This is a genomic window from Kribbella sp. NPDC056951 (assembly GCF_042674205.1).
GTDB lineage: Bacteria > Actinomycetota > Actinomycetes > Propionibacteriales > Kribbellaceae > Kribbella > Kribbella yunnanensis.
On sequence record NZ_JBHUQZ010000001.1, the window covers coordinates 679,811 to 701,594 of the forward strand.

General features: G+C 67.1%; 14 protein-coding genes. 11 read left to right on the forward strand and 3 right to left on the reverse strand.

Going from position 1 to position 21,784, the window contains the following annotated elements:
• Positions 1-213: 213 nt before the first annotated feature.
• From ACFTSF_RS03290 to ACFTSF_RS03310, 5 genes are all read left to right on the forward strand, one after another.
• Positions 214-2,520 (forward strand): sodium-translocating pyrophosphatase, encoded by a 2,307-nt coding sequence (locus tag ACFTSF_RS03290; protein WP_344152902.1) that lies wholly within the window; start codon positions 214-216, stop codon positions 2,518-2,520.
• Positions 2,521-2,585: 65 nt separating this feature from the next.
• Positions 2,586-3,785, forward strand: coding sequence for a DUF4142 domain-containing protein (locus tag ACFTSF_RS03295; RefSeq protein WP_380152250.1), 1,200 nt, complete (start codon positions 2,586-2,588; stop codon positions 3,783-3,785).
• A 209-nt stretch (positions 3,786-3,994) separates the two neighbouring features.
• The gene (locus tag ACFTSF_RS03300; protein WP_344152908.1) at positions 3,995-4,969 is read left to right on the forward strand and encodes an ABC transporter ATP-binding protein; all 975 of its coding nucleotides are present in this window, start codon (positions 3,995-3,997) and stop codon (positions 4,967-4,969) included.
• On the forward strand, positions 4,969-5,715 hold the full coding sequence (locus tag ACFTSF_RS03305) for a hypothetical protein (protein WP_344152911.1): 747 nt from the start codon (positions 4,969-4,971) through the stop codon (positions 5,713-5,715). Before ACFTSF_RS03300 ends, ACFTSF_RS03305 begins: the two co-directional genes overlap by 1 nt.
• Before the next feature lie 109 nt (positions 5,716-5,824).
• On the forward strand, positions 5,825-6,616 hold the full coding sequence (locus tag ACFTSF_RS03310; protein WP_380152251.1) for a DUF2785 domain-containing protein: 792 nt from the start codon (positions 5,825-5,827) through the stop codon (positions 6,614-6,616).
• Here the strand turns inward: ACFTSF_RS03310 and ACFTSF_RS03315 are convergent.
• Complete coding sequence (locus ACFTSF_RS03315; RefSeq protein WP_380152252.1) at positions 6,607-7,605, reverse strand: iron-siderophore ABC transporter substrate-binding protein; 999 nt, start codon at positions 7,603-7,605, stop codon at positions 6,607-6,609. The genes ACFTSF_RS03310 and ACFTSF_RS03315 overlap by 10 nt on opposite strands.
• Before the next feature lie 343 nt (positions 7,606-7,948).
• On the opposite strand from ACFTSF_RS03315, the gene ACFTSF_RS03320 reads away from it, so the two are divergent.
• From ACFTSF_RS03320 to ACFTSF_RS03335, 4 genes are all read left to right on the forward strand, one after another.
• Positions 7,949-9,256, forward strand: a complete 1,308-nt coding sequence (locus ACFTSF_RS03320) for a cytochrome P450 (protein WP_380153075.1) — start codon at positions 7,949-7,951, stop codon at positions 9,254-9,256.
• A gap of 207 nt (positions 9,257-9,463) precedes the next feature.
• A complete protein-coding gene (locus ACFTSF_RS03325; RefSeq protein ID WP_380152254.1) occupies positions 9,464-10,417 on the forward strand; it encodes an ABC transporter substrate-binding protein in 954 nt (317 codons plus the stop codon).
• Between the two features lie 154 nt (positions 10,418-10,571).
• Positions 10,572-12,146: a diguanylate cyclase domain-containing protein gene (locus tag ACFTSF_RS03330; protein ID WP_380152255.1), complete on the forward strand. Its 1,575-nt coding sequence runs from the start codon at positions 10,572-10,574 to the stop codon at positions 12,144-12,146.
• 10 nt (positions 12,147-12,156) lie between these two features.
• Complete coding sequence (locus tag ACFTSF_RS03335; protein ID WP_344152931.1) at positions 12,157-13,719, forward strand: GGDEF domain-containing protein; 1,563 nt, start codon at positions 12,157-12,159, stop codon at positions 13,717-13,719.
• On the opposite strand, the gene ACFTSF_RS03340 is transcribed toward ACFTSF_RS03335, so the two are convergent.
• Positions 13,713-15,134 (reverse strand): methyltransferase, encoded by a 1,422-nt coding sequence (locus ACFTSF_RS03340; RefSeq protein ID WP_380153076.1) that lies wholly within the window; start codon positions 15,132-15,134, stop codon positions 13,713-13,715. The genes ACFTSF_RS03335 and ACFTSF_RS03340 overlap by 7 nt on opposite strands.
• A gap of 219 nt (positions 15,135-15,353) precedes the next feature.
• The gene (locus tag ACFTSF_RS03345) at positions 15,354-19,004 is read right to left on the reverse strand and encodes an NPCBM/NEW2 domain-containing protein (RefSeq protein ID WP_380152257.1); all 3,651 of its coding nucleotides are present in this window, start codon (positions 19,002-19,004) and stop codon (positions 15,354-15,356) included.
• A gap of 156 nt (positions 19,005-19,160) precedes the next feature.
• On the opposite strand from ACFTSF_RS03345, the gene ACFTSF_RS03350 reads away from it, so the two are divergent.
• Entirely contained in the window at positions 19,161-20,549 is a 1,389-nt protein-coding gene (locus ACFTSF_RS03350; protein WP_380152258.1) for an alpha/beta hydrolase family protein, read from the forward strand.
• Between the two features lie 116 nt (positions 20,550-20,665).
• Positions 20,666-21,682, forward strand: coding sequence for a hypothetical protein (locus ACFTSF_RS03355; protein ID WP_380152259.1), 1,017 nt, complete (start codon positions 20,666-20,668; stop codon positions 21,680-21,682).
• Positions 21,683-21,784: the final 102 nt, after the last annotated feature.

The following is a 21,784-nucleotide window of genomic DNA, read 5'->3' on the forward strand; positions in this document are numbered from 1 at the left end:
AAGCGAAAAGGTGTCCGCATCGGCACTGTGCGTGACACTGCCGCCTGAGCGCCCCGGTATGGCGTAGACCACCCTGCCTGCAGGTCTGGTCGCGATGCCGCTAGAGTGACCCACCGCGTCATGTCCTTGGCGCTGTTTGTTATTTTCCCCAACCCTTCGGTTGCGGCAGATGGGGGCCGTCAAGCCTGGATGGGTTGCCTACAAGGAGGACGGATGTCCGCGCTGCTTGCACCACAAGCGGTGGATCTTTCGTCGAGCAACACCACACTGGTGATCGTCGTCGGAGTGATCGCGATCCTCGCGGTCGCCATTGCGATGGTTTTCCGGAGCCAGGTGTTGGCCGCGAACGATGGCACCGAGAACATGAAGACGATCGCCGCCGCGGTCCAGGAAGGTGCATCGGCCTTTCTGAGCCGGCAGTTCCGGACGCTGTCGATCTTTGCTGTGGTCGCGTTCCTGTTGCTGTTCCTGCTGCCCGCGCACACGGACGGCGACAACGCGACGACCCTGAAGATCTTCCGTTCCGTCTTCTTCCTGGTCGGTGCGGGCTTCTCCGCGCTGATCGGCTACCTGGGCATGTGGCTCGCCACGCGCGCCAACGTCCGGGTCGCCGCGGCCGCTCGTGACGAGGGCCGCGAGCCCGCGATGCGGGTCGCGTTCCGGACCGGTGGCACCGTCGGTATGTTCACCGTCGGCCTCGGTCTGCTCGGCGCCTCGGTGGTGGTGCTGCTCTTCAAGGGTGACGCCCCGACCGTGCTCGAGGGCTTCGGTTTCGGTGCCGCCATGCTCGCCATGTTCATGCGAGTCGGCGGCGGTATCTTCACCAAGGCCGCCGATGTCGGCGCCGACCTGGTCGGCAAGGTCGAGCAGAACATCCCCGAGGACGACCCCCGCAACGCCGCCACCATCGCCGACAACGTCGGTGACAACGTGGGTGACTGCGCCGGTATGGCCGCGGACCTGTTCGAGTCGTACGCCGTGATGCTGGTGGCGTCGCTGATCCTGGGTAAGGCCGCCTTCGGCGAGCAGGGCCTGATCTTCCCGCTGATCGTGCCGGCCATCGGCACCATCACCGCGGTCATCGGTGTCTTCCTGACCCGGCCGCGGACCGGCGAGAACGGTCTGCGCACGATCAACCGGGCGTTCTACATCTCCGCGGTGATCTCCGGACTCCTGTGTGCGGTGGCAGCGTTCGTCTACCTGCCGAGCAGCTTCGCGGACCTGACCGGCGCGGCCGGTACGGCGATCGCCAACAACGACGGCGACCCCCGCATCATCGCGACCGTCTCGGTCATCATCGGTATCGTGCTGGCCGCCATCATCCTGGCGCTGACCGGCTACTACACCGGTACCGAGGACAAGCCCGTCAAGGACGTCGGCAAGACGTCGCTGACCGGTGCGGCCACGGTCATCCTGTCCGGTATCTCGGTCGGCTTCGAGTCCGCCGTCTACACCGCCGTCGTGATCGCGGCAGCTGTGTACGGCGCCTTCCTGGTCGGCGGCTCCGGTGTCGTGGCACTGTTCGCGATCGCGCTGGCCGGTTGTGGTCTGCTGACCACCGTCGGCGTCATCGTCGCGATGGACACCTTCGGCCCGGTCTCCGACAACGCGCAGGGCATCGCCGAGATGTCCGGTGACGTGGACGGCGAAGCGGCTCAGATCCTCACCGAGCTGGACGCCGTCGGCAACACCACCAAGGCGATCACGAAGGGCATCGCGATCGCGACCGCCGTACTGGCCGCGACCGCACTGTTCGGTTCCTACACCGACGCGATCCGGACCTCGCTGGCCGACAACTACGCCAAGTTCGAGGCCGACGCGCTGGTCTTCAACCCGGGCACGCTGGTCGGCATCATCCTCGGTGCGGCCGTCGTGTTCATGTTCTCCGGTCTCGCGATCAACGCCGTCGGCCGGGCCGCCGGTGCGGTCGTCTACGAGGTCCGCCGGCAGTTCCGGGACATCCCCGGGATCATGGAGGGCACCGGCAAGCCGGAGTACGGCAAGGTCGTCGACATCTGCACCAAGGACTCGCTGCGTGAGCTCGCGACCCCGGGTCTGCTGGCGCTGACCGCACCGATCGCGGTCGGCTTCGGCCTCGGCGCCGCGGCGCTGGCCGGCTACCTGGCCGGTGCGATCGGCGCCGGCACGCTGATGGCGGTCTTCCTGGCCAACTCCGGTGGAGCCTGGGACAACGCCAAGAAGCTGGTCGAGGACGGTAACCACGGCGGCAAGGGTTCGGCCGCGCACGAGGCCACCATCATCGGTGACACCGTCGGTGACCCGTTCAAGGACACCGCCGGTCCGGCCATCAACCCGCTGATCAAGGTGATGAACCTGGTCTCGGTGCTGATCGCCCCGGCCGTCGTCGGCCTGTCGGCCATCGGCGAGGACGCCAACACGCCGCTGCGGCTCGGCATCGCGATCGCCGCGGTCGTCGTACTGGCTGCCGCGGTCGTCGTCTCCAAGCGCCGGGAGTCGGTCATCGCCGACACCCCCGCCGAGGCGAACATCGCTGCCTGACGCACTACCCGTAACGGCCCGCCGGACCACGTGTCCTGGCGGGCCGTTCCGTTTACGGTTGACTTGTGAGACTTGCGCGAGTGCCGGCTATTTTGCTGCTCGTCGCGGCGGGCGTGCTGGGAACGGCCCAGCCCGCCGGCGCGGCGACGCAGCCCGATGCCGAGTACCTGAGCCCGGCCCACGCGCTCAACCTGACGATCATCGCCGCCGCCCACACGGCGTCCGGCCAAAGTACGTCGTCCTGTATCCGCAAGGTCGCAGGCCGGCTAGAACGCGATCATCGGAAACTGGCCGCCCAGGAGAACGCGGTTGCCGCCCGGCTCGATCTAGAGCTGGCGACGACGGTGGCGGCCGACCAGCGCCGGCAGCTGGTCGCGCTGGCCGCGAAGGCCGGGAAGAAGGGGTACGACGCCGCCTGGCTGCAGTTCCAGCGGGAACAGCACCAGGAGTACCTTAAGCTGGTCACCGGCGACATCCCGAAGTCGGCGTCCCCTGCGGTCGAGTCGGTGGCCAACGGCGCGAAACCGGTGATCGAGATGGACCTGCGGATGGTGACCGGCCAGTGCAAGGCTGCGACGCCGACGCCGTCCGTCGATACCGGTGCCGGCGGCATGGTCGCGGATGCCCGCCAAGCGCGCTCCCGGGCCGCGCTGGGCCTGATCGTCCTCGGTCTCTTGCTGTTGCTGGTGGGCAAGTCCGTCCCGGTCCGCCGGCGGCTGCTCGGCATCGGCGCACTGGGTGTCGGCCTGGTGATGCTGCTCGGTGGTGCGGTGCAGGACACCGGCCAGGTACCGAAGGCCGCGGCCGGCCCGCAGGAGCGGGAGGCCGCTGTACCACCCGTCGAGGTGAAGGTGCCGGGCCTGCTGACCGTGCGGGTGCGGCCGGTCGCGGCCGGTGGGGACGGCCGGCTGCAGGTCCCGGCCACCGCCGACGTGGGGTGGTGGGCCGCCGGCGCAGCGCCCGGCGCCCAGGGTGGGACGGTGCTCCTCGCGGGGCATGTCGACACCGCTCGCGGACGGGGCGTCTTCGCCAAGCTGTCCGAGGTCCCGATGGACACGCGAGTGGCCGTCACGGACGGAGCCGGCGAGCAGCATTGGTACAAGATCGTCGCGCGCCGTACGTACCGGCAGAACAACCTGCCGCCGGACCTCTTCAACGGCTCGCAGAAACCGCGGCTGGCGCTGGTGACGTGCACCGGCGCCTACGACCACGCCGCCCGCCGGTACAGCGACAACCTCGTCCTGTACGGCGTCCCGCTCGACTGACCCAACTGGTAGTCACTCCCGTTCTCGGGGGTGCTCGGGGTGCCGCTCAGGGGTTCAACCGATATCGCCCCGCACTGATCGGCAGCCAGAATCAACCCACGGGTGGACACACCGGGTCCGCCCCGGGTCCGATGATCTGGACCGGTCGGGCATCGATACTGAGACGACACAGCCCAAACTGGCGCGCCACCCGAACGAGGAGTACGGCGATGATCGAGGCACACGGCCTCACCAAGCGATACGGCGCCACGGTTGCCGTAGACAATCTGTCGTTCGAGGTGAATCCCGGCAAGGTGACCGGCTTCCTGGGCCCGAACGGCGCCGGCAAGTCGACCACCATGCGGATGATCCTCGGTCTGGACACCCCGACCGCCGGCGACGTGCTGATCGACGGCCAGCACTACAGCGATCTCAAGCGGCCGCTGACCAAGGTCGGCGCCCTGCTGGACGCCAAGTGGGTGCACCCGAACCGGTCCGCCCGTGCACACCTGGCCTGGATGGCGGCGTCCAACCAGCTGCCGAAGAACCGGGTCGACGAGGTGCTCGAGATCGTCGGCCTGACCGAGGTCGCGGGTAAGCGCGCCGGTACCTACTCGCTCGGTATGTCGCAACGGCTGGGTATCGCCGGCGCGCTGCTGGGCGACCCGGAGATCCTGCTCTTCGACGAGCCGGTGAACGGTCTCGACCCCGAGGGCATCGTCTGGATCCGCAAGTTCATGCACCGGCTGGCCGACGAGGGCCGGACCGTGTTCGTGTCCAGCCACCTGCTGTCGGAGATGGCGCTGACCGCGGAGGAGCTCGTGGTCATCGGCCGCGGCCGGCTGATCTCGCAGTCCAGCACCAAGCAGTTCGTCGACCAGGCGAGCGGCAGCAGCATCAAGGTGCGCAGCCCGCAGCTCGGTCAGCTGCAGAACCTGCTGAACGGCGGTCCGATCAGCACCCGGATCGAGGATGTCGAGGACGAGGGCAAGGTCCTGTTCGTCGACGGCAAGATCAGCACCGACCAGATCGGTGAGACCGCCGCCGCCAACAACATCGTCCTGCACGAGCTGACCCTGCAGCGTGGCTCGCTCGAGGCAGCCTTCATGCAGATGACCGGCGACTCGGTCCAGTACCACGCGCACGACCAGGCGGGGCCGGTGCCGCCGACCGAGGTCGTCGTGGCAGAAGAGGAGAAGATCTGATGTCCCTGGTCACCGTGGAGCGGATCAAGCTCTTCAGCACCCGGTCGCCGTGGTGGTGCATGATCATCGCGCTGGCCCTGGCCGACGGTTTCATCACGCTCGGCTTCCTCTTCGCGCCGGACGACGTCAAGGCCACCTTCACCCCGGCCGCGACACAGGGCACCTACCTGTTCGGCATGATCGTGATGATGGCGATGGCCTGCCTCGCGATCACCACGGAGTACCGGTTCGGAACGATCCGGACCAGCTTCCTGTCGGTCCCGAAGCGGATTCCGGTGCTGCTGTCCAAGACGCTGGTCGCCGCCGTCCTGAGCGGTCTCGTCGGTCTGGTCTCGGCCTTCGCGGCCTGGGGCTTGGGCTACGTCCTGGTCCCCGATGCCGACCTCGCGATCAACTCCGGCGCCGAGTGGCGCGCAGTCCTCGGCGTACCGCTGGTCTACGCACTGGCCGCGGTGCTGGCCGTCGCGATCGGCACGCTGGTCCGGCAGAGCGCCGGTGCACTGGCGATCGTGATCTGCTGGCCGCTGCTGCTCGAAGGCATCGGCCTGGCCATCCCGAAGGTCGGCGAGTTCCTGGCCGACTGGGGCCCGTTCTCGCGGGTCAGCTGGTTCCTGGGCGGTGAGCAGCCGGGCAGCGATCCGTCGGATGCAGTCATGTCGCCGACCTTGTCGCTGTTCTACTTCGCCGCGTGGGCCATCGGTCTGCTGGCGATCGCACTGGCAGTCGCGAAGAAGCGCGACGCGTAACAAAGCTCGGCCGGGCTGAGGGGTCCTGGTCGCTACGGCCCGTGGAACTTCGCGTTCCACGGGCCGTTCTCTTTTGTGCTGACCTGCCCGCTCGTCTAAGGTCCGCCGCATGACTGACTGGGCAGCGGTGCGCGCCGACGACTTCGCCGTACCGGCTGATCGGCCGTTGGACGAGCTGGTGGGTGAGCTTTCGGAGCTGTTGCGGTCGGCTGATCCGATCGAGCGGGACCGCGTGGCGTACTCGACGTTGGCGACGTGGATCGGGCGTGGGGTGCCGTCCGAGGGGCAGCTGCGTGAGCTGGGCGACGAGATGGCGCGGCGATTCGGGGACACCGAGGTTCAGACGCGGACGTTCGCACCGTTGATCCTGGACTGCATCGTGTCGGCCGGAGTCTTCGAGGCGAGCTGGGTGCCACCGTTCGAGCGCTGGTACGTCGCTGAGACGGATCTGCGCGGGATTGACGCGAAGCTGGGCTGGCTGCACGCAGTGGCGCACGGGGCCGACCTGCTGGGGACTCTGGGGCTCTATCCGGCGGTAGAGCCGGTGGAGATGCTGCGACTGGGCATCGGACGGCTGCTGACGCCCACTGAGTACGTTCTGCGGGACATGGAGGACGATCGGCTCGCCTACGCGCTGGCGGCGACTCTGACGCGGTCTGAGCTCACTGTGGAGGATGCGACCGAGTGGTTGGTCCCAGCCTTCACTGGGATCGTTCCGGCGGGCTTGTCGGTCAGTCCGGTGAACACCAACACCACTCGGACGTTGCGGGCGCTCTATGTGTTCGTGGACCGCGGTGTGCGGCTACCTGACACGAGTGAGGCCACGCAGATCCCGCATGCTGTGCAGATCAAGGCGCAACTGGTCGAGGTGCTTCGCCTGGTGTCGCGGAGCTACTTCTGAGGCATCGCGCGCAGCACGGTCGTGAACTGCTGCAGACAGGTGTTGGCGGCTGAGACGGAGTACCCGTCCCACCAGGCTGTCGGATCCAGCCGCGCGACCCGACCGGCCTTGACCGCGGGCAGCTGGGTCCAGATCGCGTTGCTGGTATACGACTTGAACGTCTGGTCCGGTCCGGCGTTGAAAGCACCGCCGCCGAGGAAGTAGAGGATCACGTCGGCATCCGCGAGCACTCCGACGTGTTCGCGACCGATCGGGTAGTACGTCTCGGTACCACCCGATGCGGTGGTCGACCGATTCCGTCGTACGCCGATCTCGTCGAGAATCGTGGCGCCGAAAATCGGTCCGCGGAGGATGCGCAGTTCGTCGTTCGTGAAGCGGAGCAGAGCGACGGAGTGCTTTGCCAGGAAGGCCTTGTGCTCGGTCTTCACCTGGAGGGAGCGCTCGCTGAAGCTGCCCAGCGCGGCGTCCTGCCTGCCGGATTCGCCGAGCAGGTCGGCGATCAGTCGTACCGACTCTTGCCAGGGCTTGCCCTTGCCGGCGTTCTCGTACGGGACCGTCGGGGCGATCGCGGACAGCTGCGGGTAGAGCTCCTTGATCCGCTGCAGGTTGCCGATGATCAGGTCCGGCTTGAGTTTGACCAGCTTCTCGAGGTTCGGCTGGTTGAAGCCGAGCGACTGGAAGCCAGCGGCCGGCCGCGGCAGGTAGCCGGGCACCGAGACGGCACCGTCGAGAGTCTCGGAAGCGACCAGCGGTGCGCCGACCTCGAGGCTGACCTGCAGACCGCCGGATGCGTCCAGGGAGACGACGCGTTGCGGGGAGACCGGGATGTTCGTGTTGCCGAGTGGATGCTGCACGTTCCGGGTTGCGGCGATCGACGGCCGGATGTCACCGCCCGCGCCACATCCGCTGAGGCCTGCGACAACCGCCGCACTCAGCAGGCCGGTGAATCCCCGGCGGCCCAGGGTGGCTTGGCTGTCGACGTACGGCATGCGGGTAAGGCTACCCTTGCTCAATGGAGTCCGGATCCCTCTCAGGGCATCAGCCGACGGGTGGTTCGCGCATCCTACTTTCGGCTGGGTTTTCCCTGAACTGCCCCCTAGGTACGGCGTGCCGTGGGCCCGGGCCCGGTACAGGTAGATTCCGGTGGCTGCAGAACCGTTGTCCGTGACAAGGTTCGAAGCAGGCACAAACTCTGGTCCCCTCCCAGGGTGGTGCCAACGCCACTACCGGAAGTAGTGCCTACACCATCAAGATCTGGTCCTCGGCACCGTTAACTTTTGGTTGACGGAAGCAGTCGGGGGCAGCAGTTTTCAGAGAGGGCGCGTGGAAGTCATGGTTGCGACATACCTGAAGAGATGGGTCGGCAACCGGATCCTCAGCAGGACCACCCGCAAGGGCGGTGGTCTCGACCTGCTGAAGTTGCGGGTGTTTCCCAGCGAGGTGACGCTGCCGCTGCGGCGGGAGGGCGTGGACCCGCAGCCCGCGCTGGCCCAGGTCCGCGAAACGGATCCGGTGCACCGGTTGGTGCACGTCTTCGGGATCACCGTCTGGCTGGTCACCGGGCACGCCGAGTCCAAGGCCGTCCTCGCCGACACCACGAATTTCAGCAACGACGTCCGGCACCTGATCGGCTCGGACCCGAACAAGCCGTCCGAGGGGATCGGCGGTCTCGGGTTCACCGACCCGCCGGACCACACCCGGCTGCGCAAGCTGCTCACCCCGGAGTTCACCAAGCGCCGGCTGGCCCGGCTCGAGCCGGTGATCGAGAAGATCGTCAACGACCAGCTCGACCTGATGGAGGCCAAGGGCCCGGTCGTCGACATCGTCTCCGACTTCGCCTTCAACGTGCCGTTCCTGCTGATCGCCGACCTGCTCGGCGTGGAGGAGCAGGACCGCGACCGCTTCCGCGCCCTCGGCCCGGCGCGGTTCGACGTGTCCGCCGGTGGGATCGGCCTGTTCGGATCGGCCAGTGAGTCGCGCGACTTCCTGTTCGAGATCGTCCGCAAACAGCGCGCGAACCCGGGGGACGGCCTGATCGGCTCGATCATCAAGGCCCAGGGCGACGACCTCGACGACGTCGAGCTCGGCGGCCTCGCCGACGGCGTCTTCCTCGGCGGCTACGAGACCTCAGCCAGCATGCTTGCTCTCGGCACCCTCGTGCTGCTGCGCAACCCCGAGAACTTCGAGCGGATCCGCACCGAGCCCGGCGCCGTCGACCACATCGTCGAAGAACTCCTCCGCTACCTGACCGTCGTACAGGTCGCGTTCCCCCGCTTCGCCCGCCACGACCAGGAGCTGTTCGGCAAACCGGTCAAGAAGGGCGACCTGGTAGCCGTCTCCCTGTCCGGAGCCGACCGCGACAAGAACGTCTTCGGCGACGACGCCGAAGACTTCTACCCCCGCCGAGCCTCCTCCGCCGCCCACCTAGCCTTCGGCCACGGCATGCACCGCTGCGTAGGCGCCGAACTAGCCCGCATGGAACTCCGAGCCGCCTTCCTGGCCCTGGCCCACCGCTTCCCCAACCTCGCCCTCGCCGTACCCGAAGAGCAACTCCGCTTCCGTGAACTCTCCATCGTCTACGGCCTGGACTCCCTCCCCGTCCAACTAAACGCCACCAAATCCCACCAAGCCGCCGGCTGACCACCCGGACCTGAGCCACTCACCAACTGTCTGGTTGGTGAGTCTGCAGGCGGTGTTTGAGCGTGGGGGCTCGTGGTCTGGCGGGGTTGGTGAGTGCCTGGGGTCCGCTTGCGGAGGAAGCCGGCGTGGCGGCGGTTGCGGGAATCGGTGGGTTGTTGGCGGTTGTGCGGGTGGTTGGAGGGGGTGGGGGTGGCGTGGGATGGGGGGATGGGTGATGACGTGCGGGTTGGGGTTTTGGCGCCTTTGAGTTTGCCGGGGTGGGCGGCGGCGGGGCGGCAGTTGGTTGCGGGGGCTGACGTGGCGGCTCGCGAGGTGGGGATCGAGCTGGTGGTTCGGGATACGAGGGCTGATCCAGTGGCGGCTGTTGCGGCGGTGGATGAGTTGGTGGGGTTGGGGGTTGCTGCGTTGGCTGGGGAGTATCACAGCGTCGTGGCTCGGGCGGTTGCTGGGCGGACGGCGGAGCTGGGGGTGCCGTATTTGTGTTCGTCTGCGGTGATTGACGAGTTGGTTGAGGAGGCAACGGACTGGGTGGCTCGGATTGCGCCGGTGCAGTCGCGGGGGTGGCGGGTGTTTGCGGAGTACCTGGTGAGCATCGGGCACGAGCGGGTTGCTGTGGTGGCGCAGGCGAGTGTGTATTGGGCTGCTGGGGTGCGGATTCTGCGGGAGCACCTGCGTGAGGTTGTCGAGGTGAGCGTCGACTCGGTGTGTGATGAGTTGGTGGAGAGTGGGGCTACCGCGTTGTTGTTGCTGGTGGGGACTCCGGAGCCGGCGGTGCCGATTGTTGAGGCTGTACGGGCGGATGGGCGCCTTGCTGACGTGTTGATCGGGGCTCCGGCGGGGCAACCCGAGTGGGCGGGGCTGACGGGGATCCCGTTCTTGCGTTACCTGCCTGAGGAACTGAGCCCGCTTGGGGCTCGGGTTCGGGCAGAGCTGGGGGAAGACGCTTCGTTTGTTGCCTTTGAGGGGTACGACGCGATCACCGTGCTGGCGGAGTTCTTCCGGACAAACGGTTCCTGGTCGACGGTTGCGGTCGAGGGGAGTCGCGGGCCGATCACGTTCGAGCGTAACCAAGGCATCTGGCAGTGGCGCTGGCCGGCGACCCAGGTGGCCGAGCTGGACCCTGTGAATCCAGAGCAGTTTCGCATTTTGCATACCGGCTGAGCCGGACACTCGGGAAGAAATCTTTGCCCAAGTATTACGGGTCGTGTGGAATTTGTGGCACTAAGTGGCCGATGGCTGGTTCGGGGCGTGACAGGGGGCGGGGTCGGTGGCCAGAATGGGCGGTCCGGTTCGGCTGTGGTGACTAGGGGCGGTGATGGGCGAGGTGGCGATGAGTGGCGCGCTGACCGCCCGGATCGCTGCTGCGATGACGGCGGCCCAGTCGGGTGGGCATGCGACGGCGGCGGCTGAGGTCGAGCAGCTCAAGGCCGAGTTGGGCGACGTACCGAGTTATCAGTTGGCTGCCGTTGAGTATGTGCGTGGGGTGACCGCACATCATGCGAGTGACGCGGATGAGGCGTTGCGGGCGGTGGATGCGTTGGTGGAGATCGCGCAGGCGATCGATGAGCCTGGCTGGGAAGCGAATGCGCTGCCGATCCGGATCATCAACCTGGCGCGCAGTGGGCGTGGTGGCGACACGGTCAACGATCTGGTGGCGGCGGAACACGCGCTGAGCCGGACGCGGGATGCCGGGCTGACCGCGTGGGCGCATACCGGGTTGGGTTACGCGTACGACGTTCTGCGGCTTTTCGAACTGTGCATTCCGCATTACGAGCAGGCGGCGCAGCTGGAAGACGATGTGTTCGAGTTGGCTGAGTCGACAGCGATCGACCGGTTGAATCTGGCTGAGACGTATCTGCGCTGGGCGCATGAGCTCGAGCGGTTGGGTGATCCGTCGTACGGGCAGGAGATTCGCGAGCGGCAGGCCTCGGCGGCGTACTGGGCTCGTGAGGCTGAGCGTGTGGTTGTCGACGACGAGAGCCAGGAGTACTGGCGGTTGAGCGCGCGGCTGTGGGTCGCGGCTGCGGCGGCGGAGTCGGATCCGGCTGTGGCCGTCAAGGAGTTGAGCGAGTGCCGCGACGAGATCAGCAAGCTGGGTGAGACCGAGCGGTTGGCGATAGCGGGCGCCTATCTGGCGCGTGCGTTGGCTGCGAAGGGCGATCCGGACGAGGCTCGCGCAGCGGCCGATCGGGCTGCTGCGGATCTGATTCCGTTGGCGGATCCGTCGACGCATCTGCTGGTATTGCAGACGCGGTCCGAGCTCGCAGCGGCCAGCGATGAGCCGGGAGCCCTTGCAGGGTTGGAGTATGCGCGGTCGGTGGCCCGGGGTTGGTGGAAAGAGCGACAGCGGGCGTTGAACGCCGTACGGCATGCGCTGGTCAGTCACGACCTTTCCGCGCGGCACGACGCGGAGTGGCACGCGGCGCGGCAGGATCCCCTGACAGGCGTGGGAAATCGCCGGGCGCTCGACGAGCGGTTGACGGCGGCCCGCGATTCCGGGCGCGCAGTCACCTTGCTGGCCATCGATGTGGACGACCTGAAGGTCGTCAACGACACGCATGGGCACGCCTGCGGAGACCAGTTGCTGCAGGTTGTTGCCAATCTCCTGGTAGAACAGGCCCGAGCGACCGATGCCGTGATTCGATCGGGAGGCGACGAGTTCTTCGTCGTACTGGATCAGCCGGATGCCAAGGGCGGCGCCCAGCTGGCGACCAGGATCCGGATCGCGGTGGCGGCGATCGCGGCGACCGCGGACCAGCCGTGGTTGCGGCAGATGGGGCTCAGTATCGGGTACGCCGCGACGGCGGAAGGTGTCGGCGTGGACCACCTGGTGGCCACCGCCGACCGGCGGTTGTACGACGACAAGCGCCGGCACAAAGTGAGGCAGTGAAGGAGATTCGGTGCGCGAGACGTCGGGGGTGACGGCGCGGATCGCGGCGGCGATGACCCGGGCACAGTCCGGGAACCCGGCAGCAGCCGGGCTGGAAATCAATCGCTTGCTAGTTGAACTCGGGACCGAACCCAGCCACGAGCGAGCCGCCGCGGAGTACGTGCGGGCGGTCGCCGCGCATCACGCGACCGACGCGGTGGAGGCGCTGGACGCGGTCGACGGCTGCATCCGGGTGGCCCGGGCGATCGACGAGCCAGGCTGGGAAGCGAATGCGATCGCGATCCGGATCGTCACGCTGATCCGTACCGGTGAAGGCGGCGACTCGGTCGCCGACCTCGTCGCGGCCGAGAACGCGCTCTCCCGGACGCGTGATCTCGGTCTGGCAGGCTGGGCGCACACCGGCCTCGGCTACGCCTACGACCTGCTGCGCTTGTACGAGCTGTGCATTCCGCACTTCGAGCTGGCCGCGGACGGCGATCACGTCCCGCTGGGACTGGCCGAGGCGCCGGCGATCAACCGGCTCAACCTGGCGGAGTCCAACCTGCGCTGGGCGCACGAGCTCGAGCGGCTCGGAGATACGTCGTACGACGAAGAGATCCAGGTACGGCGGCATGCCGCGCATCGCTGGGCTGGTGAGGCGGTCGATGTGATCGTCGGCGCGGACCTGATCGGGTACTGGCCGATCGCGGGGCGGATGTGGTTGGCCGCGAGCAACGACCTGACAGATGCGGGTGAGGCGGCGGTCATCCTCAAGGACTGCCGGGACCAGCTGGCCAAGCTAGGTGATCTGGAGCTGGCTGCGATCGCGGGCACCTACCTCGCTCGCTCGTACGCCGTGACTGGGCGACTCGATGACGCGGTTGAGGCCGCACAGCGGGCCGGGAGTGAGCTGCCGCCGACATCTGATCCGCCAGTGGAGGCTCTGGTGCGTCACACCGCAGTGCAGATCTCTGCGGAGGCAGGTGATTCCGGAGCGGTGACAGGACTGCAGTACGCACGAGCGATCTCCAGAGGCTGGTGGGCCGAGCGGCTGCGCGGTCTGTACGCCGTACGGAGCGCACTGGCCAACCACGAGCTCTCGATCCGCCATGACGCGGAGTGGAGAGCCGCACGGGAGGATCCGCTGACCGGAGTGGGTAATCGGCGTGCACTGGACGAACGCATGTCTGTTGCGCACGATGCTGGGCGGTCGATTGCGGTGCTGGCGATCGACGTGGACAACCTGAAGGTCATCAACGACAGCTACGGACATGCGTGCGGTGACGAGGTACTGCGACGAGTCGGGCACCTGCTGCGTGAGCAGAGTCGCGCGGAGGACGTGGTGGCTCGGGCGGGCGGTGACGAGTTCGTCGTCGTACTGGACAACCCGGACGAGCGTGGTGCGCGGGAGCTGGTCGAGCGGATCAAGGCGGCCGCTGAGCGGGTGGCCGCGGTGGCAGTGGAGCCCTGGTTCGCCATGCTGCGGTTGAGCATCGGGCAGGCGACCAGCACGGACGGAACGCCGGTCAACGAGCTGATGACCGTTGCAGATCAACGCATGTACGCCGAGAAGCGGCGCCGGCGTACTCAGTAGTCGAGGAAGCCCTCAACCAGCAGCAGGCGGATCTGCGGCAGGTACTCGGTCAGTACGTCGACCAGTTGCCGGTCCAGGAGGTCAGCCAGCGCAGCCAGGATCTGGCCGACACTCAGGTCACCGTCACACGCACCGACGAACCCGGCCATGACAGTGTCGACCTGCTCAGCCCGCCGCATACCGCGCTGGCGCCGCAGCACGATGGTTGCCGGGTCCTCGGCACCTGGCTGCCCGGTCGTCTCCTGGATCACGTCGTCGGCGACTACCAGGTGCAGATCGGTCAGGTCGGCCGGAAGCCCTTCCTTGCGTTCGAAACGGCGCAGTACATGCGGTCCGATCGGACGCTCGATCTCGTACGGCCACTCCTCGGCGTCTAGCGTGCCAGCCACGTTGTGCAAGGTGATCCAGCCCATGCCGATCGCCTCGACCTGCTGGTCGTCCAGCCAGCGCATCCACTCGTCATAGCGGGTCTGGTACGCCGGTGTGCCGTGGAGACCGGCGTCCCGCAGCCACAGCTCGACGTACTCGGAGGGGTCGAGCTGCTCGCGTTGCACCACCCAGGCGGAGCGGTCGCCGGTCCAGGAGGCGAGGCGGTCGCTCCAGTCCTGTCCGCGGACGCAGGTCCAGTTGGCGAGCAGCTGGCACCAGCCACCGTCGGTCAGGTGCTGCGGGGCCTGCTGAACGAGCTGCTGAACCAGACTGTCGCCGGCGAAGCTCGTCTCGCGGTAGGTCAGTTGTGAGTCCGGCGGGGAGATCACGTACGGCGGGTTGCTGATGATGAGGTCGAATCGCTCACCGGCAACCGGCTCGAAGAGGCTGCCGGTGCGGACGTCGAGGTCGATGCGGTTGAGTGCAGCGGTCGCGCGAGCGAGTTCGAGTGCGCGCGGGTTGACGTCGGTGGCGACGATCTGGTTGACGCGGTTCGCGAGGTGGAGTGACTGGATACCGCAGCCGGTGCCGATGTCGAGCGCACGCTCAGCGTTGATCGGCACAGTCAGGTGGACGAGGCTGAGGCTGGCCGGTGCGATGCCCAGCACATAGTCGGACCGCATGGGCTCCCGGCGGCCGTCGAGCCCCGGTGTCAGATCCGCAACCACCCACCACTGCTGGTCGTCCTCCGCGAACGGCCGGATGTCGAGCACCGCTTTGTCACCGTCGACGATGCCGAGAGCAACCAGATCGATCCCCGGAAACGCCTTGTACACAAGCTCCTTCGGCACAACCTGCTGAAGCAGAAACAGTCGGATCATCGTGTCCAGCGCGTCGCCGCTACCAGTACGTCGTACCGCCAGCGTCGTCTCGTTCCGCACCAACGCCCCGTTAGCCTGCTCGCCCAGCCGCGCGGCCACACCCTCCACCGTGTACCCCGCACCCAAAAACGCCGCCCGCAACCCCTCAACAACCGTCCCCGTCATTTCCACCCCCACATCCTCCCACCCACCCCGCGCAAGCCAACCCCCCAGTTCAAGGGGCAACCCCTCGTTTCAAGGGGCAACCCCCCAGCCGAGTGGTTGCCCATCGAGTTGGGGGGTTGCCCACTGAGATTCTTGATGGGCAACCCCCTATGCGAGTGGTTATCCATCGAGTTGGGGGGGTTGCCCCACGGGGCAGGGGCGTGGGTGGGTGGGTGGGGGTTAGGGGGTGCAGGTGAGTTTGGCGTTGGCCCAGTCGGCGTGGTCGCTGGTTACGCCGTCGCCTCCGTCGGTTACTTGGAGGGTGAGGGTTTGGGCGCCTGTTACGTCCACCGAGACGGTGGCGGTGGGGGAGGTGCCGGTGAGGAGGTCGGAGGTGTGTTTGGCTACTCCGTCGGTGAGGACCTTGAAGGAGACTTTGCCTCGGTCTTCCATTTCGTCGTCGACGCCTACCTTGGCGGTGAAGGTTTGGCAGTTGCCGGCTAGGCGGACGGTGACTACTGAGGGGGCGTGGGTGCCCAGGCCCTTCGTGTACGTCGTTCCGTCCAGGGTGAGAGTGGCTCCGTCGCCGGGGGCGTCTTCGCCGTTGCTGTGGTCGCGTTCTACTGGGCCCCAGCCGTTGGTGGAGTCCAGGAACTCCAGGTCGCTCACCCACTGCTCGCCACGTGGGGCGGGCGGTAGTGGCTTGTTGGCGATCGTGGCTGCGAAGAAGCCGAGTCCGCCGCCGGGCAGTTTGATTGCCTGCACGGTCTTGCCTGCGTCGAGTGGTACGGCGGTGTAGAAGACTCGGTAGTCGGTTGTGGTGTTCGCCAACCCGGCTGGGGTGTAGCGGCCCTTTGTCGAGACTGCGAGTTTGGCGCCGCCGGTGGTTGCGTCCTGGCAGCACCAGTTGGGTAGCTGGAACGTCGCCTGGGACTGGGTGCCGTCGGTGTAGAGGATCGTCACCGCGCCACGTGCGTTCAGACTGGCTCCGGCACCGAGCAGTGCGAGGTGTGATCCGGTACCGGACACCAGGATCGGCGCGGACTGGTTCTTCACCAGGTTCGGCGTACCGGGCGCTCCGGTCGGCCAGGTGAACTGCGCGTCCTGGACCGTGACAGTTGCCCCAGGCTTGTAACCGGCCGCGGCCAGCGCCTCACCGTTGAAGCTGTTCCCGGACCCGTCGAAGTTGCCTTTAGCGTACGTCGTGGCGTCGCTGATCCCCACGGTGTTCGCAGCCTGCGACAGCGACCCGTATGGCAGCTGCGCAGTAGCAACCGCGTTCTGCACATATCGCTTGCCCCCAGCAACATACGAAGCAGCGAGCGACAGCGTGAAGCTAGCGGGCTGTACGTCGGCTCCCGGAGTGACCTGCAGCTTCGTGCTCACCGTCTGCCCGGGAAGAACCGAGGCGAAGGTGTGCGCTCCGGCCGAGGTCCAGCCGGCGGGCAGCTGCAGCGCGAGGTCGACGTTGCGGACCGTGGTGCGAGTGTCGTTGCGGAAGGTTGCCGTGACCTCGGTGGCCTGCCCGGGGGCGTTCCACAGCGCCGGGCTGCTGAGTTCCGGCGTACCAAGGGTGTTGGCAACATCCGGACCGCCGACTGACGACGTACCGAGCAGCTGGACCGTGGCGCTGCGCGACGTCGACACAGACGCGGTCTGCACCGTGACCACACCGTCCTTGTACGTCGACTTGACCGGCCGACCGTCAACCAGCACAGCGTGCGGTGCCGACCCCGTGTGCACGGTTAGCTCGTACGGACGCGAGCCCGGCTTACCGGCGTACGAGCCGTTGAGCGCACCGATTCGGACGGTGATGTCACCCCGCCCATCCCGCGGTGCGTCCACAGCGAACGTCTGCTGCGCCGACTGCTTCGCACGGGTCACCCGGTCGTCCTCGAACAGCGTGAACGACGACTTGCCCTGCGGGTAGATGTCCACCGTGAGGCGGTCGCCAAAACCCTGCTCTGCGGCCGCATTGATCCCCGGCTTCCACATCGGTACGACGGCGCCCGCCTTCACGAACAGTGGCAGCGTGTCGAGTGCAGCGTGGTACCCGTTGACCGTCGTCGGCCCCTGGTAGACCCGCCCGGTCCAGTAGTCGATCCAGCGTCCTTCCGGCAGGTAGATACCGCTCTTCACCTCGTCCGCACCCCACATCGGTGCGACCAGGAACTCCTTACCAGCAAGGAACTCGTACTTCGTGGTGTCGTCCCACGTCTTCGGGTCGTTCGGGTACTCGAGTACCAGCGACCGGTTCAGCGGTGCGCCGGTCCGGTGCGCCTCGGCGGCGTACGTGTAGAAGTACGGCAGCAGACGCTCACGCAGCTTGAGGTACTTGCGGTTGATCTCCGTGTACGGCGCTCCGTACGCCCACGGCTGCTTGATTGCCGGAGTCGCCCAGCCGGACATCGTCATGAACGCCGGGTTGAACACCTTCCACTGCAGGTCACGCACGTACGACTTGGCCGAGCCACCGAAGATGCCGTCGACGTCACCGGCGCTGTAGGCGACACCTGAGTTGCCAGAGCCGGTGATGGCCGGGATCTGCCACTTGATCGCGTCCAGCGAACCACTGTGGTCGCCGGTCCACTGCACTGCACACCGCTGCGCACCGGCCCAGCCCTCAACCATCCAGGCGAACCCACGTGCGTTGCTGTGCTGCTCGATACCGTCATGTGCGGTGTCACACGCGCTCAGCGCGTACCGGTAGCCCGGACCGACCCAGGCGACGTCCAGCTTGCGCACGCGCACCCCTGCCTCGCCGACCTCGGCCGGCTGGCGGTCGAGCGAGGACTGCGTCCACAGGCCCATCTCGATGTTCCGCTTGCGCAGTTCGTCACCGGTCTGCTTCAACGCAGGGATGTCCCGCTTACCCCAGTACGTGCCGTCGACCTTCTCGAACTCGGTGTTGTCGGAGTAGCCGCAGCCATAGTCGTCATTGACGAGCATCCAGCCGCCAGGCATGTCCTCATCGCGGAACCGCTGGGCGACCTTCACCGCGTCCAGAGTGGTGACCTTGTCCGGGTTCACCTTCCAGTCGTTGGCCGGGTCCGGGTCCTTCGCGTAGTGACCGCGGTTGTAGCAGTCGGAGTCGCCGTACTCGAGCCCGTAGATCGGCGGCATGAACGGCCGGCCGGTGAGCTCGGTGTAGCGGTCCAGCGAGGTCTTGAGGTCCCCGATGAAGTAGTACGCGTCGAAACGCTTCTCGTCGTGCGTAGCGGTCACCGGGCTGCCGAAGCTGTAGCTGCCGGGGTCGAACGTGTTGCGCAGGACGCCGTACCCGGCGGTGCTCATGTAGTACGGCGACGCGTTCGGGTTGCCGCCGTCCTCCCAGTTGAAGTCCTTGGAGATCTTGATGGTCTCGTCGCGGTGCGAGAAGCGGCCGTTCTGCATGCCGCCGCCGAAGAACTGCTCGTTCGCGCCCCGGGCCAGTGACTGGGTGGTCGACGTGTCGGTCCAGGACAGCGGTGCGGCCTCGGCCCAGACCAGCCGGTCGTCGCGGTAGACGCTGAACTTCAGCGGCTTCTTCTGGGCCCGGACCTCGATCTTGCCGGTCGTCAGCGCGTAGTACGACCCGCGGTCGCGCCACGAGGTCTTCGGGCTGCCGTAGTCGGTCTTGGTGACGATCGTCGACGCCGGGTCGTCCGGGTTCTCCGGTGGCGTACTCGCGGGGTCGGTGAAGGTTCCGTCCGGCGCCAGCCACAGCCGGAACACGTCGTCCTTCAGGAACACGACCCGCACCTTCGCGGCACCGGCGCTGAGCGTGTACGTCGCTCTGTCGGCCGCGAACCCGGTGATGTCACCGAGGGTGGTCCCGGCGGCCTGCGCCGAGGTGGTCGTGCTCACAAGAGCGCCCGCAAGGAGCGCTATCGCGACTACTGAACGTTTCATGCGGACAAAGATGCTCACAAGGCCTCACTTCACGCATCTATGAACAAGTTGCGCTCATTGAAGCTCACCGCGCCGGAGTTGTCACCACGTCGGCCGTCATGAAGTTGAGACGAGGTCTCCATCACAGGGTGAAAACAGGCGGTGACGATGAGTCGCATGGTCAACTCAGGTCCCAGTAGTCACATCCGTCACACCACGAGCGGCACGGTGGGCCGGCGTGGGCTGCTCGCCGGGGGCCTGGCAGCCGGAGCTGTCGCCGGGCTGGGCCTCACCGCCCCCGGGACCGCCCACGCGTTACCGGTCGACCCCGACGGCTGGCGCGAACCAGCAAGCGATCCCCACGCCGCCGTACGGGCCAAGGGTGATCCCAATTTCCACCCGGTGAAGTTCCGGCTTCCGGAGCCGAGTGGGCGGAAGTCGCTGGGGACGACCTCGCTGCACCTGATCGACGACAAGCGGCCGGACCCGACCATGCCCAGCGGCAAGCGCGAGCTGATGATCAGCCTCTGGTACCCGTCGACGCTGATGGACGACAAGCCGCTGGCGATGTACATGCCGAAGCGGACCGCCATAGAGGTCGACGACAACTGGACAGGCGAGTACGGCCTGGCCCTACCGACCGGGACGTTCGACTTCGCGAACACCGAGACGCACAGCCGCCAGAACGCGCCCATGCAGAAGATGAAGCACCCGGTGCTGCTGTTCTCACCCGGCTACCAGTACAGCCGGTTCGTGAACACCGCACTGGCCGAGGACCTGGCCAGCCGCGGATACGTGGTGGTCGCGATGGACCACACCCACGAGACCCCGACCGAATTCCCCGGTGGGCGGTTCCTGCCCGGCGTACCGGCCACGCAGTTGCCCGATCCGCTCTTCACCCGCCAGTACGTCGACACGCGGGTCGCCGACGCGCGGTTCGTGCTCGACCAGCTCACGCAGCTCGCGGCTGGCCGCAATCCCGCGGCCGAGGGGACCGAGCTCCCGTCCGGCCTCGGCATCGGGCTGGACATGCGTCGCGTGGGCATGTTCGGCGTCGGTCTCGGCGGCTATGCGACCGCCGACACGATGCGCGCGGACAAGCGGATCTCCACCGGTCTGAACCTGGACGGCACGCTGCAGGACGACCGGCTGAAGGGTCCACCGGCCGAGGTCGCGCTGAAGGGACTCAAGCAGCCCCTGCTGTTGTTCGGTTCGGACGAGACCCAGTTCGTCGATCCGAAGAAGGACCACTTCGACCTGTCCTGGGCGACCTTCTGGGCGGTGCAGAAGGGCGGCAAGCTCAACCTCAGCCTGGCCGGGTCCAAGCAGAAGGCATTCACCGACTACCAGTTCGTCTTCGACCAGGTCTTCCGGGAGATCTACGGCGACGACCCGATCATCACGTCGGTGATGACCGCACTGGTCGGCAAGGTCGAACCGGAGCAGAGCGTGCGGGCGCAGCGCCGGTACATCGCGGCGTACTTCGACACCACTCTGCGCCGGCGCCCGGACCAGTTGCTGACCCAGAATTCGCCGGAGTTCCCGGAAGTGCACGTTCGCTGGTGAAACCTACGACCGTGGAGTGAACGCGGTTCCGGCCGCGGTCTGATTCGCGGGCGGCCGATCGCGGGTTGGCTGGTCGCATGATCAGTCGACGCCTGTTTATCGGTGCCCTGGGTGCCATGACAGCCACCACAGCAATCCCAACTAGTAAGACAAGTACGCCGTACCGGGTGGAGCTGCCCGCACCGACCGGCCCGCACGCCATCGGCAGCAAAGAGCTGCACCTGGTGGACCACACTCGCCCAGACCCGTGGCGGTCCGGACCGCGCGAGCTGATGGTGAGCCTCTGGTACCCCGCGCTCCCCCTGCCCGGTCCAAGGACGCCGTACGTCGGTAGTGCCGTCGCGCCCGCGTTGGCCACCGAGATGACCAGCTACCTGCGGTTGAGTACCGACACGGTCGATCTGGCCGGCAGCTCGACGCATGCGCGCCGGAACGCGCCGGTGAATCGCACCGGGCCCGTTGTGATGTATTCGCCGGCGTCAGCTACGTCACGCGTCATCGGGACGAACCAGGCCGAGGATCTGGCCAGCCATGGCTATCTGGTCGTCACGGTCGACCACACCGGGGAGGCGCCGGTGGAGTTCCCGGGCGGCCGGGTGGTGATGCCGTGTATACCCTGGGAGGACCCGGTCGCCGAACGGACGGCCAGAGACACGCGGGTTGCCGACCTCCGGTTCGTCCTGGATCGGCTCCGGGTGCATCGAGCCGGAGTGTTCGGGTACTCGATGGGTGGCGCGGCGGCCGCTTCGGCGATGCTGGTCGATCGGCGGATCCGGGCCGGCGTCAATCTCGACGGCGGCATGTACGACGGTGATCAGCCGAGCGAGGTGGCGCGGAGAGGCCTCGACCGGCCGTTCCTTTTGTTCGGGGCCGGCGGGCATTCCCGGGCCACCGATCCGAGCTGGGAATCCTTCTGGGCGGCGCAGCGCGGATGGAAGCGGGAAGTGCTGATGCCGGACGGTGGGCACGGGTCGCCGGGTGACTATCAGTTCACACTCCCGGCCCTTGCCCGGCTGCACGGCGTACCCTCGGGTGACTTGAAGCCGTTGGTCGGGACGGTGGACCCGGCGGTTGCGGTGGCTCGGGTGCGACGCGCGGTAAGAGGGGTTTTCGGATACTTTCTGAAACCCTGAGAGGGGTGTCCGGCGGCGGACCGGTTACGGTGCGTTGGCAGCGAAGTGTCACGAGCTGGAAGAAATACGTTGTCGCCCGCCGTACTCTGTCCTCGGACGGGC

Excerpts from the sequence above, each read along its gene's own strand:
- ACFTSF_RS03290 (WP_344152902.1), top strand. The coding sequence starts at position 214 with ATGTCCGCGCTGCTTGCACCACAAGCGGTGGATCTTTCGTCGAGCAAC.
- ACFTSF_RS03300 (WP_344152908.1), top strand. The coding sequence starts at position 3,995 with ATGATCGAGGCACACGGCCTCACCAAGCGATACGGCGCCACGGTTGCC.
- ACFTSF_RS03305 (WP_344152911.1), top strand. The coding sequence starts at position 4,969 with ATGTCCCTGGTCACCGTGGAGCGGATCAAGCTCTTCAGCACCCGGTCG.
- ACFTSF_RS03310 (WP_380152251.1), top strand. The coding sequence starts at position 5,825 with ATGACTGACTGGGCAGCGGTGCGCGCCGACGACTTCGCCGTACCGGCT.
- ACFTSF_RS03315 (WP_380152252.1), bottom strand. The coding sequence starts at position 7,605 with ATGCCGTACGTCGACAGCCAAGCCACCCTGGGCCGCCGGGGATTCACC.
- ACFTSF_RS03320 (WP_380153075.1), top strand. The coding sequence starts at position 7,949 with ATGGTTGCGACATACCTGAAGAGATGGGTCGGCAACCGGATCCTCAGC.
- ACFTSF_RS03325 (WP_380152254.1), top strand. The coding sequence starts at position 9,464 with ATGGGTGATGACGTGCGGGTTGGGGTTTTGGCGCCTTTGAGTTTGCCG.
- ACFTSF_RS03330 (WP_380152255.1), top strand. The coding sequence starts at position 10,572 with ATGGGCGAGGTGGCGATGAGTGGCGCGCTGACCGCCCGGATCGCTGCT.
- ACFTSF_RS03340 (WP_380153076.1), bottom strand. The coding sequence starts at position 15,134 with ATGACGGGGACGGTTGTTGAGGGGTTGCGGGCGGCGTTTTTGGGTGCG.
- ACFTSF_RS03345 (WP_380152257.1), bottom strand. The coding sequence starts at position 19,004 with ATGAAACGTTCAGTAGTCGCGATAGCGCTCCTTGCGGGCGCTCTTGTG.
- ACFTSF_RS03350 (WP_380152258.1), top strand. The coding sequence starts at position 19,161 with ATGGTCAACTCAGGTCCCAGTAGTCACATCCGTCACACCACGAGCGGC.
- ACFTSF_RS03355 (WP_380152259.1), top strand. The coding sequence starts at position 20,666 with ATGACAGCCACCACAGCAATCCCAACTAGTAAGACAAGTACGCCGTAC.